At 44.3% G+C, this 17,522-nt stretch carries 18 protein-coding genes and 1 tRNA gene; 16 read left to right on the forward strand and 3 right to left on the reverse strand.

Annotated features, from left to right (window positions below; genetic code table 11):
- Positions 1–39 precede the first annotated feature (39 nt).
- The 14 genes from CSX02_RS12840 to CSX02_RS12905 all read left to right on the forward strand — a co-directional run bounded on the left by CSX02_RS12840 (position 40) and on the right by CSX02_RS12905 (position 13,381).
- The gene (locus CSX02_RS12840; RefSeq protein WP_099386964.1) at positions 40–1,278 is read left to right on the forward strand and encodes a coiled-coil domain-containing protein; all 1,239 of its coding nucleotides are present in this window, start codon (positions 40–42) and stop codon (positions 1,276–1,278) included.
- A 144-nt stretch (positions 1,279–1,422) separates the two neighbouring features.
- Positions 1,423–2,610: an acetyl-CoA C-acetyltransferase gene (locus tag CSX02_RS12845; RefSeq protein ID WP_099386965.1), complete on the forward strand. Its 1,188-nt coding sequence runs from the start codon at positions 1,423–1,425 to the stop codon at positions 2,608–2,610.
- A gap of 156 nt (positions 2,611–2,766) precedes the next feature.
- Positions 2,767–3,639, forward strand: coding sequence for a 3-hydroxyacyl-CoA dehydrogenase family protein (locus CSX02_RS12850; RefSeq protein WP_031542375.1), 873 nt, complete (start codon positions 2,767–2,769; stop codon positions 3,637–3,639).
- A gap of 33 nt (positions 3,640–3,672) precedes the next feature.
- Complete coding sequence (locus CSX02_RS12855; protein ID WP_031542373.1) at positions 3,673–4,827, forward strand: acyl-CoA dehydrogenase; 1,155 nt, start codon at positions 3,673–3,675, stop codon at positions 4,825–4,827.
- A 13-nt stretch (positions 4,828–4,840) separates the two neighbouring features.
- Complete coding sequence (locus CSX02_RS12860; protein ID WP_031542371.1) at positions 4,841–5,626, forward strand: electron transfer flavoprotein subunit beta/FixA family protein; 786 nt, start codon at positions 4,841–4,843, stop codon at positions 5,624–5,626.
- Between the two features lie 55 nt (positions 5,627–5,681).
- On the forward strand, positions 5,682–6,725 hold the full coding sequence (locus tag CSX02_RS12865; RefSeq protein ID WP_031542369.1) for an electron transfer flavoprotein subunit alpha/FixB family protein: 1,044 nt from the start codon (positions 5,682–5,684) through the stop codon (positions 6,723–6,725).
- A 138-nt stretch (positions 6,726–6,863) separates the two neighbouring features.
- On the forward strand, positions 6,864–7,268 hold the full coding sequence (locus CSX02_RS12870) for a hypothetical protein (protein WP_099386966.1): 405 nt from the start codon (positions 6,864–6,866) through the stop codon (positions 7,266–7,268).
- Between the two features lie 12 nt (positions 7,269–7,280).
- Positions 7,281–8,786 (forward strand): zinc-ribbon domain-containing protein, encoded by a 1,506-nt coding sequence (locus CSX02_RS12875; RefSeq protein ID WP_099386967.1) that lies wholly within the window; start codon positions 7,281–7,283, stop codon positions 8,784–8,786.
- Positions 8,787–8,914: 128 nt separating this feature from the next.
- Positions 8,915–9,364: an SH3 domain-containing protein gene (locus CSX02_RS12880; protein WP_099386968.1), complete on the forward strand. Its 450-nt coding sequence runs from the start codon at positions 8,915–8,917 to the stop codon at positions 9,362–9,364.
- An 18-nt stretch (positions 9,365–9,382) separates the two neighbouring features.
- Positions 9,383–11,905 (forward strand): hypothetical protein, encoded by a 2,523-nt coding sequence (locus tag CSX02_RS12885; RefSeq protein WP_099386969.1) that lies wholly within the window; start codon positions 9,383–9,385, stop codon positions 11,903–11,905.
- A gap of 151 nt (positions 11,906–12,056) precedes the next feature.
- Positions 12,057–12,308, forward strand: a complete 252-nt coding sequence (locus CSX02_RS12890) for an HPr family phosphocarrier protein (protein ID WP_031542359.1) — start codon at positions 12,057–12,059, stop codon at positions 12,306–12,308.
- A gap of 24 nt (positions 12,309–12,332) precedes the next feature.
- Positions 12,333–12,728, forward strand: a complete 396-nt coding sequence (locus CSX02_RS13715; protein WP_099386970.1) for a DUF6465 family protein — start codon at positions 12,333–12,335, stop codon at positions 12,726–12,728.
- Between the two features lie 44 nt (positions 12,729–12,772).
- Positions 12,773–12,843, forward strand: a tRNA-Gly gene (locus tag CSX02_RS12900).
- Positions 12,844–12,886: 43 nt separating this feature from the next.
- Positions 12,887–13,381 (forward strand): DUF6106 family protein, encoded by a 495-nt coding sequence (locus tag CSX02_RS12905; RefSeq protein WP_031542354.1) that lies wholly within the window; start codon positions 12,887–12,889, stop codon positions 13,379–13,381.
- On the opposite strand, the gene CSX02_RS12910 is transcribed toward CSX02_RS12905, so the two are convergent.
- Positions 13,372–13,779 carry a hypothetical protein gene (locus CSX02_RS12910; protein WP_189281581.1) on the reverse strand — a complete coding sequence of 136 codons (408 nt, stop codon included), beginning with the start codon at positions 13,777–13,779 and terminating at the stop codon, positions 13,372–13,374. The two genes, CSX02_RS12905 and CSX02_RS12910, sit on opposite strands and share 10 nt — an antisense overlap.
- Before the next feature lie 94 nt (positions 13,780–13,873).
- Here CSX02_RS12910 and murI point away from each other — a divergent pair, with 94 nt between their 5' ends.
- Complete coding sequence (gene murI, locus CSX02_RS12915) at positions 13,874–14,659, forward strand: glutamate racemase (RefSeq protein ID WP_031542349.1); 786 nt, start codon at positions 13,874–13,876, stop codon at positions 14,657–14,659.
- Positions 14,660–14,920: 261 nt separating this feature from the next.
- Positions 14,921–16,279, forward strand: coding sequence for an ArsB/NhaD family transporter (locus tag CSX02_RS12920; protein WP_099386971.1), 1,359 nt, complete (start codon positions 14,921–14,923; stop codon positions 16,277–16,279).
- 45 nt (positions 16,280–16,324) lie between these two features.
- Here CSX02_RS12920 and CSX02_RS12925 read toward each other — a convergent pair whose 3' ends face one another.
- Both CSX02_RS12925 and CSX02_RS12930 read right to left on the reverse strand, forming a co-directional pair.
- Positions 16,325–17,059, reverse strand: coding sequence for a DUF975 family protein (locus CSX02_RS12925; RefSeq protein WP_099386972.1), 735 nt, complete (start codon positions 17,057–17,059; stop codon positions 16,325–16,327).
- Positions 17,060–17,093: 34 nt separating this feature from the next.
- Positions 17,094–17,519, reverse strand: coding sequence for a hypothetical protein (locus CSX02_RS12930; protein ID WP_242970487.1), 426 nt, complete (start codon positions 17,517–17,519; stop codon positions 17,094–17,096).
- Positions 17,520–17,522: the final 3 nt, after the last annotated feature.

The raw sequence follows: 17,522 nt of genomic DNA on the forward strand, positions 1-17,522 counted from the left end.
TGAGTTTATTGTGAAAAATAACAAGAAACGAGGAAAAATATGAAAAAGCGCATGACATTGGCAGTACTGGTTTTATCGCTGGTGATTGGCACAATTTCATATGGACCGCTGTCACGGACGGCGGCGACAACTTCGGATGACCTGGAGACACAGCAGGAGGAAGTGGATGAAGAAATCCGCAAGCTGAAAGAGCAGCTGGGTGACAGCAATTCCGAGCTGGATCATATTTCGTCGGATGTTGTCGAAATCGAGCACAATATAGAATCGACCGAAAAAGAAATTAAAAAACTGAATCAGAAGCTGGAAGAGGTGCAAAAAAGCGCAGACCGTCAGTATGAAGATATGAAACTGCGCATTCAATATATGTATGAGAATGAGGAGCAGTCTTCATGGGTTTATTTTCTGCAGGCCAAATCATTGTCCGATTTGATAAACCGCGTCGAATATGTCAGTCAGGTGACAAAACGTGATCGTGAACTGGCTCAGGAATATGCGGACACCCTTTCCCAAATTAAAGAATACAAGACCGCACTCGAAGAAAAACAAAAAGTGCTGGTTGCAAAAAAAGAAGAATTAAAGAAAAAGCAGGATACGCTGCTGACTTCCATCAATTCTCTTTCATCGAATCTGGATGAGCAGGAGCAACTGTCGGATGAGATTGCACAACAATTGGAAGAAATCCGCGAAGAAGAGCGCAGGATGAAAGAGGAGGAGGCGCGCAAAGCCAATATCGAGGAGGAGCGTCGCAAGGCAAAGGAACTCGAAGAAGAATTGCGTCGCAAGCGTGAAGAAGAAGAAAAGAAGCGTCAGGAAGAGCAGGAAGACCCGCAGGACGAAGACCCGCAGAATCCGAATCCGGCTCCGGAACCGTCAGAGTCGGAATATATCATTCCGGTTCAGTCAGGGGAACTTGAACTGTTTGCAGCATTGCTGTTTTGTGAAGCCGGCGATCGCCGTTATCCGGATGCCATGCGGTATGCGGTGGCATCTGTCGTGGTCAACCGTGTCCAAAGTTCCGGATTCCCGAATTCACTGACATCCGTGATTTACCAGAGCGGGCAATTCAGCCCTACCTTTCATGTGATTTCAAAATTTAATATGACTTATCTTGCAGCAGTCCTGAACGGTCATTATTGGACTGCCGACGACCGTGCGCATTGCATGGGAATTGTCAAATCTGTTTTGAAGGGAAATATCACGGGAAACTGGCTGTATTTCCGCTATGATCCGGATGGAAAGAGGGAAGGTGAGCACATCGGAACGGAAGTGTTCTATTGATGATCCCCGGTTTGACAGAAATAGGTTGCGTTGACGGGCATTATGTGATAAAATAGTGCTTGTTAAAAGATTAACAAGAAGCTGAGAGTGACAACTGGAGGGAATTCTTGGCACAACGAACTTGGAAAAGGAGAGGACATTAACATGGCAAAAAGAGTTGTTTTAGCAGGCGCATGCCGTACTGCAATCGGCAAAATGGGCGGTGCACTTTCAAACACACCGGCTGCAGATCTTGGAGCAATCGTAATTAAGGAAGCATTAAACAGAGCAGGCGTACCTGCAGATCAGGTAGACGAAGTTCTTATGGGATGTGTAATTCAGGCTGCACAGGGACAGAATGTGGCTCGTCAGGCATCTATCAAGGCAGGACTTCCGATTGAGGTTCCGGCTGTAACATTGAATGTCGTTTGTGGATCTGGACTTAAGTGCGTAAACGAAGCTGCTGCACAGATTCTTTCAGGACAGTCTGACATTGTAGTAGCAGGAGGTATGGAGAACATGTCTATGGCTCCATATGCTATGACAAAAGCTCGTTTTGGATATAGAATGAACAATGCAACAATCATCGATACCATGGTAAATGATGCATTGACCGATGCATTCAACAACTACCACATGATGATTACTGCAGAAAATGTATGCGATAAGTACGGAATTACCCGTGAAGAATTAGACGCATTCTCTGCTAATTCTCAGCAGAAGTGTGAAGCTGCAATCGCTGCAGGCAAATTTGATGATGAAATCGTTCCTGTACCTGTAAAGGTTAAGAAGGAAATGGTTGACTTCGTTAAGGATGAGGGACCACGTCCTGGAACAACCGCAGAGAGCCTTGCAAACTTAAAGTGCTGTTCTGGTAAGCAGGGTGGACTTGTTACCGCAGGTAACGCATCCGGCATCAATGACGGTGCAGCTGCAATCGTTGTTATGAGCGAAGAAAAGGCAAAGGAACTCGGTGTTAAGCCAATGGCTACATGGGTTGCCGGAGCACTTGGCGGTGTTGAGCCTGAAATCATGGGTGTTGGACCTGTTGCATCTACCAGAAAGGTATTTGAGAAGACCGGTCTTACCATCGACGACATCGATTTGGTAGAAGCAAATGAAGCATTCGCTGCACAGTCTATCGCAGTTGCCCGTGACCTGAACTTTGACATGAGCAAAGTAAATGTAAACGGTGGTGCAATTGCACTTGGACATCCGGTTGGAGCTTCAGGATGCCGTATCCTTGTAACACTTCTTCACGAGATGGCAAGAAGCGGAGCAAACAGAGGTCTTGCTACTCTTTGCATCGGTGGTGGTATGGGTTGCTCAACCATCGTTGAAGCTTACAAGTAAAAAATAAAAATGTATTTTACCGATGAGCAGTGGATGCACGGCAGACACTGCTCGTCTGTGGTGAATCATATTTTTTTAGACCCTTTGTGAAAAAATAGACATTCCTGTCAATTCTTTCACATGAGATAAAATATCAAAAGATCAAGGAGAGAAAAAATGAAGGTAGGTATTATCGGAGCTGGTACTATGGGCCAGGGAATTGCAAAAGCATTTGCTCAGGTTGATGGCTATGAAGTTGCACTTTGCGATATCAAGCAGGAGTGGGCTGAGAACGGAAAGGCTAAGATTGAGAAAGGCTACGCAAAGCTTGTAGCAAAAGAAAAGATGACTCAGGAGAAGGCTGATGCAATTGTTGCAAAGATCACTCCTGGTTTAAAGGAAGATTTGTGTGCAGATTGCGATCTTATCGTAGAAGCTGCATTTGAGAACATGGAAGTTAAGAAGACAACTTTCGCAGAATTAGACAAGATCTGCAAGCCGGAGTGTATTTTTGCATCCAACACTTCTTCTCTTTCAATTACAGAAATCGGAAACGGATTGACCCGCCCAATGGTAGGTATGCATTTCTTCAATCCTGCAGACCGTATGAAGTTAATCGAAGTTATCGCAGGTGTGAATACTCCGGTTGAAACCGTAGATTGCATTAAGAAGATTTCCGAAGAAATCGGAAAGACTCCTGTACAGGTAAATGAAGCAGCAGGATTCGTAGTAAACCGTATCCTGATCCCAATGATTAACGAAGCTGCATTCATCAAGATGGAAGGTGTATCTGATATCGCAGGTATCGACACTGCTATGAAGCTTGGTGCAAATCATCCAATGGGACCATTGGAGCTTGGTGATTTCATCGGTTTGGATATCTGCCTTGCAATTATGGACGTACTTTACAACGAGACCGGCGATTCCAAGTATCGCGCATGCCCATTGATCCGCAAGATGGTTCGTGGTGGAAACCTCGGTGTTAAGTCTGGCAAGGGATTCTACAAGTACAACGAAGATCGTACAAAGACTCCTGTAGATGCACAATAAGATCAATCAAATAATATAGAAGGAGACGAAAACATGGACTTCACATTAGATCAGAAACATGAGATGGCCCGCGGCTTATTCAGAGATTTCGCTGAAACCGAAGTTAAGCCATTGGCACAGGAAACCGACGAGACTGAGGTATTTCCTCAGGTAACCGTCGATAAAATGGGAAGATTTGGATTTATGGGAATTCCTGTTCCGAAGGAGTACGGCGGACAGGGATGTGATCCTCTTACCTATGTAATGTGTGTAGAAGAATTATCAAAGGTTTGCGCTACTACCGGCGTAATCGTTTCTGCACATACCTCTCTCTGCATCGATCCGATTTTGACATACGGAACCGAAGAGCAGAAGCAGAAATATGTTCGCGCACTTGCTACCGGAGAAAAGCTTGGTGCATTCGCACTGACTGAGCCTGGCGCAGGTACTGACGCTCAGGGCGCTCAGACAAAGGCTGTTCTGGATGGAGACGAGTGGGTATTAAACGGCTCTAAGTGCTTCATCACAAACGGTAAGGTTGCTGATGTTTATATCGTAATCGCAATCACTTCCGTAACAGAAGACAAGCGTGGACGTAAGAAGAAGAACTTCTCTGCATTTATCGTTGAGAAGGGTGCTCCTGGATTCTCATTCGGAACCAAGGAGAAGAAGATGGGTATCCGCGGATCTTCTACTTATGAATTAATTTTCGAAGATTGCAGAATTCCTAAGGATGCAATCCTTGGACCGGAAGGAAAGGGATTCCCAATCGCAATGCACACTCTTGATGGTGGTCGTATCGGTATCGCTGCTCAGGCACTCGGAATTGCAGAAGGTGCTTTGGATCGTGCAGTTGCTTATACCAAAGAGCGTAAGCAGTTCGGTCGTTCTATCGCAGCACAGCAGAACACCCAGTTTGTACTTGCAGATCTTGCAGCAAAGGTTGAGGCAGCTCAGCTTCTTGTTTACAAGGCAGCAAAGGCAAAGGAAACCCAGAAGGTTTACTCTGTAGAAGCAGCAAAGGCTAAGCTTTTTGCAGCTGAGACCGCTATGGAAGTTACCACAAAGGTTGTACAGCTCTTCGGTGGATACGGATATATCCGTGAGTATGATGTTGAGCGTATGATGCGTGACGCTAAGATCACAGAGATCTACGAAGGAACTTCAGAAGTTCAGCGTATGGTAATCTCTGGTGCATTATTGAAGTAGGAGGAAGAAATACATGAATATCGTTGTATGTATTAAACAGGTTCCGGATACCGCTGGCGGAGTAAAGTTCAACCCGGACGGAACACTTGATAGAGCATCTATGCTTGCAATCATGAACCCGGATGATAAGGCTGGTCTTGAGGCCGCTCTTAGAATCAAAGATGCAACCGGAGCAAAGGTTACCGTTCTTACCATGGGTCTTCCAAAGGCAGATGTGATGCTTCGTGAAGCTATGGCTATGGGTGCTGATGAAGCAATCCTTGTAACAGACCGCGTACTTGGTGGTGCTGATACCTGGGCTACTTCTTCAACTGTTGCAGCTGCTGTTAAGAAATTGGATTATGATTTGATCATTACCGGTCGTCAGGCAATCGACGGAGATACCGCTCAGGTAGGACCTCAGATTGCAGAACATCTTGGACTTCCTGTTATTTCCTATGCAGAAGACATCAAGGTTGAAGGCGACAGCGTAGTTGTAAAGAGACAGTACGAAGACAGATATCATATGGTAAAGGCTAAGATGCCATGCCTGATTACTGCTCTTTCAGAATTAAACGAGCCTAGATACATGACTCCTGGCGGAATTTTTGACGCTTATGATGAGAAGGAAGTAACTGTATGGGGCAGAGCAGATTTGACTGATCTTGACGATGCAAACATCGGTCTTGCAGGCTCACCAACAAAGATCGCAAAGGCTTCCGATAAGGTAGCAAAGGGTGCCGGAGAAAAGGTTAACCTTGATCCGACTGAATCTGTAAACTACCTCATGGAGAAGTTCCGTGAGAAGCACATCATCTAATCGATGTGTCAATTAGAAGCGTAAATTTTCATATTATCATAATAGGAGAATAAACATGGGTTTAGAAGAATATAAGGGCGTCTATGTGTTCGCCCAGCAGGTAGACAATGAGTTAAGCTCAATTGCTTTCGAATTGATCGGAAAGGGAAAAGAGCTTGCTGAAAAGTTAGGTACCGATGTGACCGCTGTACTCTTGGGCTCCAATGTTGGAAGCCTTACCGATGAGTTAGGTGCATACGGTGCAGACAAGGTTATCGTTGTAGATAATCCTTTATTGGAGACTTACCGCACAGAGCCTTATGCACAGGCTTTGACAGCTGTAATCAATACTTACAAGCCGGAAATTATGTTGGTTGGTGCAACCGCAATCGGTCGTGACCTCGGTCCTACCGTTTCTGCAAGAGTTGCAACCGGTCTTACCGCTGACTGTACCGTTCTTGAGATTGGTGATTTCCCACTCAATCCAATTCCTGGTAAGGAAGATCAGCAGAAGCACAACCAGCTTCTTATGACTCGTCCGGCATTTGGTGGAAACACCATCGCAACCATCGCTTGTCCGAACAACCGTCCTCAGATGGCAACCGTTCGTCCTGGTGTTATGCAGAAGCTTCCAAAGGATCCTTCTCATAAGGCAGAAGTCATCAACTTTGATGCAGGCCTGGTTGAAAACAATCGTTATGTAGAAATTCTTGAAGTTGTAAAGGCAGTTGGAAACGTTGAGAACATCATGGACGCAAAGGTTCTTGTATCCGGTGGTCGTGGTGTTGGATCCGAAGAAGGATTCGAGCAGTTGAAAGAGCTTGCTTCATGCTTCAAGGGCGGAATGGTATCCTGCTCACGTGCCGTTGTTGAGAACGGATGGTTAGCACAGGATTATCAGGTTGGACAGACCGGAAAGACCGTTCGTCCAAACATCTATTTCGCTATCGGTATTTCAGGAGCCATCCAGCACGTTGCTGGTATGGAAGAGTCTGACCTCATCATCGCAATCAACAAGGATGAGGATGCTCCAATCTTCGATGTAGCTGACTACGGTCTCGTAGGCGACTGGAAGAAGATTGTGCCACAGCTAACAGCAGCCCTCAAGGCTGAGAACTAAAATTCGTCTCCTAATCTTGAAAAGAGCCTCCCGTCAGGGGGGCTCTTTTCACTAGAAAATGATTGTATGTTTCAGTTAAATTAGGTATAATTTGAGACATAGACATTTCAGAAAGAAATGTAGGAAGGAGTAAGGAAAATGGATAAGGCAAACAAAGTTTTAAAGCCGATTGTCATTGTACTTGGGGTTTTGATTGTTGCTATGATCGCGTTGACCATTGTTGTAAAAGTGGTTGGAAGTACGGGATCCGGCAAGACAGTTGAGACCAAAGATGTCACAGTGACAGAAACAACTGAGTCTGCAGAAGAAGTCACGACAGAATGGTCATATGAGGATTACTCAACAAAGGCTAATGTCGAAGAGCAAAAGGCTCCAAAGGACGATCAGAAAAAAGACGATCAGAAAAAGGACAAAAAAAAGGAAAACGGAGCGACAGAAGAGTCTTCTGAGACAGAAACAGAAACAGAAACAACCAGCGAGACTGAGAGCGAGAGCGAAGGAGCTGAGGCTACTTCTGGCAACGATCTCAATGCACCGCAGTAAGGAGGAGACAAGATGTTTTGTACAAATTGTGGAGCAAAAAATGAAGACACATCTTTGTTCTGTGAAAGCTGCGGCGCAAAATTAGAAGTTCCTGCAGTACCGGTTACACCTGTAGCAGAAACACCTGTAGCAGAAACCCCTGTAGAGGAAGCTCCTGTAGCAGAAGTTGCTGAGGAAACCGTAGCAGAACCGGTTGCACCGGCAGAGCCTGTTGCACCTTATGCACAGCCACAGCAGACAACTTATACACAGCCGGTACAGCCACAGCAGGCAACTTATACACAGGCAGCACAGCCAGTACAGCCACAACAGGCTGCTTATGCGCAGTATGCACAGCCGAGACAGCCGATTAATATGAAACAGCTGATCTGGCCGATTCTTGCCGGATGCGAAGCAATCTTATTGATTGTGATGATTGTAGTATTCTTTAGTGTTGGAAACGGTGTTTACAGCGCAAAGAATACAGCAGTTACCTATTATAAAGCATATCTCGCACAGGACTGGGATGCGGTATATGACTATATTGACATGGATGAGGATGAATTCCTGACCAAAGAGAGCTTTATTGCTTCTCAGGAAACCTCTGCAAAAAAGGATACCTATACGGTAACCGCAAAAGAGAATCCGTACAGCAAGTATGACACTTCTCTTGATAAGAACGAAGCAGAAGTGGATGTTACCTTCAAGAGCAAGTATCATGGAGAACAGCAGGAGCGCTTAAAGCTGACAAAGAGTGGAAAGAAATTCCTTTTCTTCCCAAGCTGGAAAGTTTCTGCGTCAACTTATGTTGTAAATGATGTTACAATTTCAACCTATAAGACCTTTGATGTTTATCTTGACGGAAAGAAGCTTGATTCTACCTATGCAAAGGAGCAGGATGAGAATATGGTTGTATATACCATTCCTCATTTGTTCCGCGGCAATCATAAGGTTGCAATCGGATTTGGCGATGCAGTAGAAGATGCACAGATTGCAGATTTCAGCTACGACGGTTCAACTTATTACGATTATGAATTTTCATTGTCTGGAGATATGCTTGAAGCGGCTTCAAAAGTTGGTTATGATTCCTTTGTTACCTTTGTCAATGCAATGGTAACCGGTGCAGACTTTGAATCCGTATCTTCTCTTTTTGCAGATGCGGCAAAGCAGGATGCAGAAAGCGCATGGAGCAATGTATGCGGAAACTATAGCCGTTTCTATGCACAGAGAATCAAGACGGCACAGGCCGCCGATATTCCGCAGACCGAGGGAATTACAGCACTTGATCTGAAGAATATGAAGATGACAGTAAACGGAAGCGGTGTCAACGGAGACGGAAATCTCTATGTGGATTTCTATCTTTCATATGATTATACATCTGTATATCGCGATGTGACCACTGACTGGTGGACCGGCAAAGTGACTGTAGAATCCAAGAATTATGATTCTAACGGCAATACAGAATACATGAGAATGGTTTATGTGGACGGCGAATGGAAGTGCAATGCCAATATCAGTCCATATTTCTATTACTGGTAGTTCTTACGCGCGATTGCAAAGAATCGATAATATGATATAATAAGGAAGTTCCGATGAACCGGAACTTCCTTTTTTATATTATTTGTTGATACAACGAAAATTTATCATATTTGGGAGGCACAGAATCCATGAAGAAATCACATAGAAAAGATGTTATCATTGCCCGCATTATTTTTGCGGCAATTTTATTGGTACTGGCCGGAATGATAGTTTTGCTTTGCATGCTGTTTGCCGGTGGCAATAAGAACAATACACAGATTTCTCAGAAGAACCATTCACAGGCACAGACAGAGACAGAATCTCAATATGTACCGGCTACCGTTGATCCTGAGACTCAGACACAGGAAACACAGGTGGAGGAAAAGAAATATGTTGAGGCAACCGCAAACGTGAATTTGCGTGAATCTTCCGATGCGGGAAGCACAAAGCTTGCTGTAGTCAATACAGGTGACCGTATGCTTGTGCTTGGAGAGGAGAATGGATTCGTTCGCGTTGATTACAATGGCACCATCGGATTTGTCTACAAAGATTATGTCAAAGATGTTGAGCCGGAATCAACAGAGACCACGCAACAATAAGAGAGATAGAGGAATAACATGAAACGATGGATTCGTCCGGTTGTGCTCGTGCTGGTATTTATTGCAACATTATGTATGGGCACACTGCTTATGAATAAATCGAATAAAGACCTGACTGCATCACTGGAGGCGGCAACGCTTCCGGTGGTTCATTTTTTGTATAATGATGTCACCATCAATGAACTGCATGGTTATCGTGGCGCAATGGATTTGAGTGCGATGCGCGATACCATCACACCGATTGAGGATGACCGCCTTTTGCATGTCAAGATCAATACTTATGGCACGGCGGTGGATGCCATTCAATATGAAATCCGCAGTCTGGATGGAGAGCGATTGCTGGCAGACGGAGAAATCTCTGAATATACGAGTGACGGTAATCGTGTAAGCTTTGATGCACTGGTGGAGAATTTGCTCGAAGACAATCAGGAATATGTTTATTGTCTGAAGCTGACCATCGCGGGAGAGGAAGTAAATTATTATACACGCCTCGAGCGCGTGAAAAACCGCAATGTTCCGGAGTGCCTTGCCTTTGCGGAAGAATTTCACAAGTATACTTTCAGCGATGAAGCATCATCCTTTATCCCGCGTTATATGGATCCGGCGACCGGAGATGCAACCACACTCAATTATGTCGATTTAACCTGCACCTTAAAACAGATTACATGGGGCGAATTCAAGGGAAATATCGTCGGTGAAGCAGTCGCTGATTTTAAGGAAATCAATGACACCTATAATGTCATTGTGGTTCATTATGTCATGAATTCCGTCAACGAAAAGGGAGAGACGGAGTATTACAATATAGAAGAATATTATCGCCTGCGCAATACACAGAACCGTATGTATGTTTTGAACTTCGAGCGCACCATGAAGCAGATTTTTAACGGTGAGAACCGTGTGCTGAATACAGAGGGAAATCTGAATCTCGGAATCCGTGATCGTAATGTGGACTACAAGACAAATGACGGCGGAAATATCATTGCCTTTGTACAGGAAGGCGAGCTCTGGTGCTATAATGCCAATGCGAAACATATTTCACGCGTTTTTTCATTCCGTTCGCTCGAGGGAATTGATGCACGTGAAAACTGGGATGAGCATGATATCAAGATTGTCAGCGTTGATGAGGCCGGCAGTGTGACATTCATTGCATATGGGTACATGAATCGCGGCGCGCATGAAGGCGAAGTCGGCGTAGCGGTTTACCATTATGACGGCCTTGCGCATACCATCGAAGAAGAAATTTTTATCAAAACAAACAAGTCCTATGAGATATTAAAAGCAGAGCTTGGAAAGTTACTGTATGTCAATGAACAGGAGACCTTGTTTTTGATTATGTCAGGCAATCTGTATGAGGTCGATCTGGCCGGCAAGACCAGTCGTGTCATGCTCAAAGGCCTTTCTTCCGAAAGCTATAGTGTGTCGGAATCCGGCCGCTATTTTGCCTATATCGATCCTTCGGATGTCAATCATGCGGATTTCATTACGATGATGGATTTGCGGGATATTTCCGAAAAGAAAATCAAGGCGGAAAAGGGCAAATATTTGCGACCGCTCGGATTCATTGATGAGGACTTCATCTATGGCATCGCAGATGCGAATGATGTGTTGACGGATGAGGCAGGCAATATTTCTTTTGCAATGAAGCAATTAAAGATTGTCGGTCTGTCAGAAGGCAATCTGTCCGAACGCAAAGATTACCGGCCGTCATCGGGATATATTTCAGATATCTCGGTAGAGGATTATATCATCACTGTCAATTTGGAGAAAAAGTCCGATGGACGATATGTCAGCGCCGGCACGGATTCTATCATGAACCGTGATGCGGATACGCAAAATAATGTCATTGTCGGAACGAGTGTGACGAAAGTCAAAGAGACGGAAATCGTGTTGGAACTGGCAAATGCCAATAATACAGAAGCAAAGATGATTACCTCACAGCTTCTTGTCTCAGAAACGGATACCTCTTTGGATATCGAGATGAAGGAGAGTGAGAAACAGTTTGTGGTCTATATGAAAGGCAATGTCCTGATGATTACGGATCGCATTTCAGAGGCAATCGATTGTGCATACAAATATTCCGGTGTGGTGGTTGATATGCAACAGCATTATGTATGGAATCGCGCAAAGGAAACCTATGTGAATCCGTTTGGTGCGATGAAAGTATATGATACCGATCGCGGAAGCGGTACGATTACATGTGCGGTCAGCGCAATGCTGATGCGTGAGGAAGCCGGAATTGCAGTTGCGGATCTGATCAAGAACGGTACATCGGTTTATGATATTTTGCATTCGACTTTGAAAGAATATCATGTCCTGGATGTCTCCGGTTGTACACTTGATCAGGCCCTGTATTATATCAGCGAAAACAGTCCGGTTTTTGCGATGACGGGAACGGACAATGCGGTACTGCTGACCGGCTATACTTCCAAAGTGGTATATTATTATGATATGGCAAAACAGTCGACCGAATCCATGGATTTGGAGAAGGCATCCGACCTGTTTGCACATAGTGGAAACATATTTATTACTTATTTAAAATAGGTTTTTAATTGTGATTGTGTATAAAAAAGTACATACTTGTCAGTTATTTCAGTAAAAAGTTACAGAAATGTTTGATAAGCCTTGAAATAGCAATTAAAATGCATTATATTTTATCAAGTAAGTAATTGTCATTATTGATAAGGAGTAAATAATGTTAAAAAAGAGAGTAAATGTATCTGATCTTTCTAAAAATCATGAGAATCCAATTGCAGAGCTTGTTCAGGTCGCATGTCGATATGACAGTGAAATTACATTAGAAAGCGATAACCGCAAGATTAACGCTAAAAGTATCATGGGTGTTATGGCATTCAACCCATCAGAGAACATGGCGGTAGAAATTGGGGCCGACGGAGCGGATGAGCAGGATGCTTTAGTAGCACTTGAAACATTTTTGGTTAGCTAGTTTTTTGAACGGGAGGGTTAAAAAATGGCAAAAGATGTAAAGGCAACGAAGACAACTGTAGCAAAGACCAATGCGGTCAAGAAGGAAGAGCCGATTCTGGCAGCTGTAGTAGAAGAACCTGCCAAGAAGGCACCGGAAAAGAAAGCACCGGAAAAGAAGGCACCGGCCAAGAAAGCACCGGCTAAGAAAGCACCGGTGAAAAAGGCTGTAACAGCAAAAGAGACAACCAGCGTCATTGTTCAGTATCAGAATAATGAAGTGAATGTTGCCAGTGTGGAAGAGAAGGTTAAGGCACAATTTATTTCTGAAGGCCATACAGCAGCTTCAATCAAGAAGGTTGCAATCTATGTAAAGCCGGAAGAATTTGCGGCTTATTATGTAATTAACGAAAAATTCTCCGGAAGAGTTGATTTATTCTAAAAAAATGATATAATAACATTTGGCTGCCGAAACGCAGCCAACACGCGGGTGTAGTTCAATGGTAGAACACCAGCCTTCCAAGCTGGATACGTGGGTTCGATTCCCATCACCCGCTTTTTTGCTACACAAAAACAATTTTAACACAACAGGAGGATGAAATGGAATTATTCACTCTTACGAAACGCAAGCGCCTTCAGTCCGAGAAAGTGATGACTGTGGTTTGGGCAATCTTGGCAATCCTTTTTGCTGCAATGATTTATTTCATTGTATTTGCAATTTTCCCAACCATTTTGTTTGCAGTATTATGGTATATCTGGGCGAAACGACGCTATTTGGAATATGAAGTTTCTTATTTTGACGGAGATTTCAGAATTGCGAAGATTATGAATAAGAGCCGCAGAAAAAAGATTATGAATTTTACAATGGATGAAGTCATTCAGATTGCACCTGCGGGAGACCGTTGTGTATATAAGTATGAGAATGATGTGCAGACCAAACTGGTGAACTGCTATTCAATGGAAGCAGATGCAAAACCATATGATATCGTCTTTAAGAAAGAAAACAAATTCACTTTGGTGAAAGTGGAACTGGACGATCGAATGCTGGCAGAAATGTGCAAGAAATATCAGCAAAAAGTTGTGCGCTACTCTTGATCGGAGCGATTGAAACGCATACGACTGCTGTCTTTTTGGAACTCCTGGACCTGGTATCCCCGGATATTGTGGTTCAGGAGTTTTAAGCATTTTGGACATAATGTGCCAAAAGACACAGGGGCACCACATCGCTGGCAATGAACAGCCGTAAGAGACTCTTCGCTGGTAATACGATACTCGATGCGTCCTTCTTTAATCCAATGTTTAATTTTGCGGACCGGAATTTGGAAATGATCTGCAACCTGATATTCGTTGACATTATTTTGGCGGATGAAGTCTTTGACTTCCTGAAAGAGCAGGTTGTCTTTGCATGCAGGACACAAGTCTTCCTCATATGAAGCTGGAAGAGGCCTGTGACAATATTGACATTCTTTGTATTCGTCATGTGTACCCGGCATTTCAAATCCTCCCGCATAACCAATGTGATATAATAAATAAATAATCCCTTACCTATAGCATAACTGAATCAGGGAAAAGTGAAAAGAGGAAACTATGGAAAAAAGACAAAAAAATAATCCGATTGCGGTTTTTGACTCCGGAGTGGGTGGAATCAGTGTTTTAAAAGAACTGTTGAAGGTGATGCCGGAGGAAAACTATCTTTTTTTTGGAGACTCAGTGAACGCGCCTTACGGGACCAAAACAACTGAACAGGTACGGGCGCTTACGATTCGCCATGCGACGGAATTGTTTGAAGAGGGGGCAAAAGGATTGGTTGTCGCATGCAATACCGCAACTTCTGCAGCTGTGCGCAATCTTCGTGAGATATATCCGGATATTCCGATTGTGGGAATCGAGCCTGCAGTCAAGCCGGCAGTGGAAGCCAAAGACCATCCGACTGTTTTGGTGCTTGCCACGCCAATGACGATTCGGGAGGAAAAGTTCCAACGCCTGATGGAACGATATGAGAATCAGGGCAAAATTATTCCGCTTCCCTGCCCGGGCCTGATGGATTTTGTAGAGCGGGGCGATTTGGATGGTGCGGATTTAAAAAAATATCTTGTGGAACTGTTTTACGCATATCAGAACGAAAAAATCGACAGTGTTGTGCTTGGCTGCACACATTATCCGTTTGTCCGTGATGCGATTGTGGAGACATTGCACCGCCCAGTCACGGTATTTGACGGTGGAGAGGGAACTGCGCGCGAAATGCATCGCAGATTGGAGGCCGCAGGCCTTTTGTGTGACCGGAAAGAGCCCGGTGCAGTTGAATTTCGCAATAGTTTGCCGGATCCGACGGAAAAGATTGCATTATGCAGGAAACTTTTATCCACTTTCTAATTCATTTACAAATTTTATAAATTGTTTCTTTAGTGAACACAAAATGAACACATTTTATGTGTATATTAATATTTGTCAAAGGGACACCCCCCTTTTACATTATTCCCTTTTTATTTTAAACATTTTCATAACTAAACTCCTCGATAGAGCCTCTGGTCCCCCCAGAGGCTCTATCACTTTGTGGAAAAAGATTTGACACCATGACAAAAAGGAGTACAATACTAACAGCGTTTGAAACAGGTAACAACAGGAGGAATTATTATGTTAGCTGCACAAATCACTGCGATTGTTATTTTTGTCGCGATGTTTCTGATGATTATTTCAGAAAAGATAGAACGCCATTGGGTGACACTTGGCGGAGCTTTGATGACGATGATATGTGTATTTGGACTTGCAATGAGATCCAAAGAGGCATTGCTTGAAGTTTTGAATATCCGGTCTGTATTTACGAAAGAGTTCTGGTATGCTGCAGGAGAGGCGAGTGAGTCGACGAGCGGCATCAACTGGGCGACCATCCTTTTTATTGCCGGAATGATGGTAATGGTCGAAGGAATGGCACGCACCGGATTTTTCCGTTGGCTTTGTATGTGTATTGCAAAGGCGGTACGATATAAAACCATTCCGATTTTTATCACATTTATGGTGATGTCATTTGTACTTTCCATGTTCATCGACAGTATCACCGTCATTCTGTTTTTGGCGGCGGTTACGGTTGAACTGGCGCAATTGCTCAAATTCAATCCGATTCCGATGATTCTGTCGGAGATTTTTTGTGCAAACCTTGGTGGCTCGGCAACGATGTGCGGAGATCCGCCAAACATCATTATCGGAACAGCATTCCACTATTCTTTTGTGGACTTTTTGACCAATACGGGATTGATTGCAATTTTGTCGCTGGTAGTGATTATCATTTATTTTTATCTGATTTTCCGAAAAGAACTGACAGCAAATGCACAGACTGCAATTGACACATCTGCACTTCCGAAGCCGGCGAGTGCAATCGTGGACAAAAAGGGATTTGCAGTCAGCTGTGTGATTTTTCTTTGCGCGGTTGTGCTTTTGGTGACACATGCGATGACCGGGCTTACGGTTGCCTTTATCGGTGTGTTCATTGCACTTGTTACATTGCTGACATCTGGAAGACATTGTGCGGAGGTGCTGCGCAAAGTCGATTATAAGACGCTTTTGTTTTTCATCGGATTGTTTGTGGTTGTCGGAGGACTTGAGGAGACGAAAATTCTTGAACTCATTGCCAAATTTATCGAGGTGATCAGCAACGGAAATGTCTATATCATGATTGCGATTATCATCTGGGTATCGGCAATTGCATCTGCATTCATCGATAATATCCCATTCGCGGCAACGATGGTTCCGGTAATTAAGACACTTTCCGCAGCCGGATCGGTACCGCTTACCACACTTGCATGGGCGCTTGCAATGGGAACGGATGTCGGCGGAAGCGCGACTCCGATCGGGGCATCCGCAAATGTAGTGGGAACATCTGTGGCAGCCAAATCCGGATATCCGGTCGGCTGGGGCAGATATTGCAAAGCCTGCGCACCGGCGACGATTTTGGTGCTGGCAATCTCGACCATTTACATTTTTGTGATTTATCTGTAAAGCAGAATGATAAAAAAACAGCTCTCGCAAGAGAGCTGTTTTGCTTTATTCAGGATTGGATGTCGGATTTAACTGATTGGTGACATCGAGATAAAAGAGTGCGTTGCACTGGCTGAAATATGGCGATACCCAGAGGATGCCAAGTCCGAGTGAGAGAACCGTCAGCAACAGCATCGGCAAAAAGCTGAGGATCATGCCGATGAAGCGAACGCGAGACCCGTGCATGTGCTGATAGGAAGCACGGATGGCATCCCAAACGGTTGCCTCCGGATGTTCTATCAGATGATAAAATATCAAAACAATATTGCTTTCAATAAACAGAATCAGCATAATCGACAAAAGTGATGCAATCAGCATGAGGACGATTCCTTTGGTTGAACTGTCAAAATAGTAAAAGTAAATGACAGAGGCCATGGAAGGCAGTGAAGCCAGTGTTGACAGAAGCAGTGAATACAGCCCTGCAACAATATAACGGTCCGGATGATTTTTGAATCCGTAATAAATCATGGAGATGCCAACCGGTTGGTGACGCGCCAGATTTATGTGAACCAGAATGGTTCCTGCCGAAAATACTTCTGCAATCAGTACGACCAGAAAATTGACTGCGTAGGTAATGATTTGCTGGGAGAGCACGACAGGCTCTCCAATCGCATAAGAAAAGATTGACATGACCACAGACAAAATCAGGGCCGGTATCAGAAATACACCGATGGCGATCCTGTATTGTCCGCTTAAGTTCTGTCGTGCCAATCGTTTGAGTTCGCTAATTGTAATGTGCATTTTGTAATAGTTCCTTTATGTATATTGGACCGGATCAGACGGAAAAATCAGCATGCTGTCCGGTTAAGCTGGCCGCATCTTCGGCCTTCCGTTCCTGCTGATAAGGATTGGATTCGTTTGGATATCTGATTTGCGTATGCGTGGTGCCGCCGGATACATATGTGCGGCCGCATTCCGGACAAATCGAAGTACGGATGGTGACGGAAGCCTGAATAACTTCACCGCCTGCCTCTTCGGCCTTGTTATAAGCATTGGTGACATGCATATTCTCGTGTGCACGCACAGCGGCACCGGCAGCTGTCGGTGATATATGGGCTGCATTCTTGAATGAAACATTTTGCTCGTCGGAACCATCCTGATATTTGCGCCTTTTACAGGTCTCACATTCTTCCGGATTCTTTCGACCCGGCATATAAGCCGGTGTTTGCATTTGCGAGCGGTTGATTTGCATATCAGACATAGG

Origin of the sequence: Agathobacter ruminis (genome assembly GCF_002735305.1) — a bacterium.
GTDB lineage: Bacteria > Bacillota > Clostridia > Lachnospirales > Lachnospiraceae > Roseburia > Roseburia ruminis.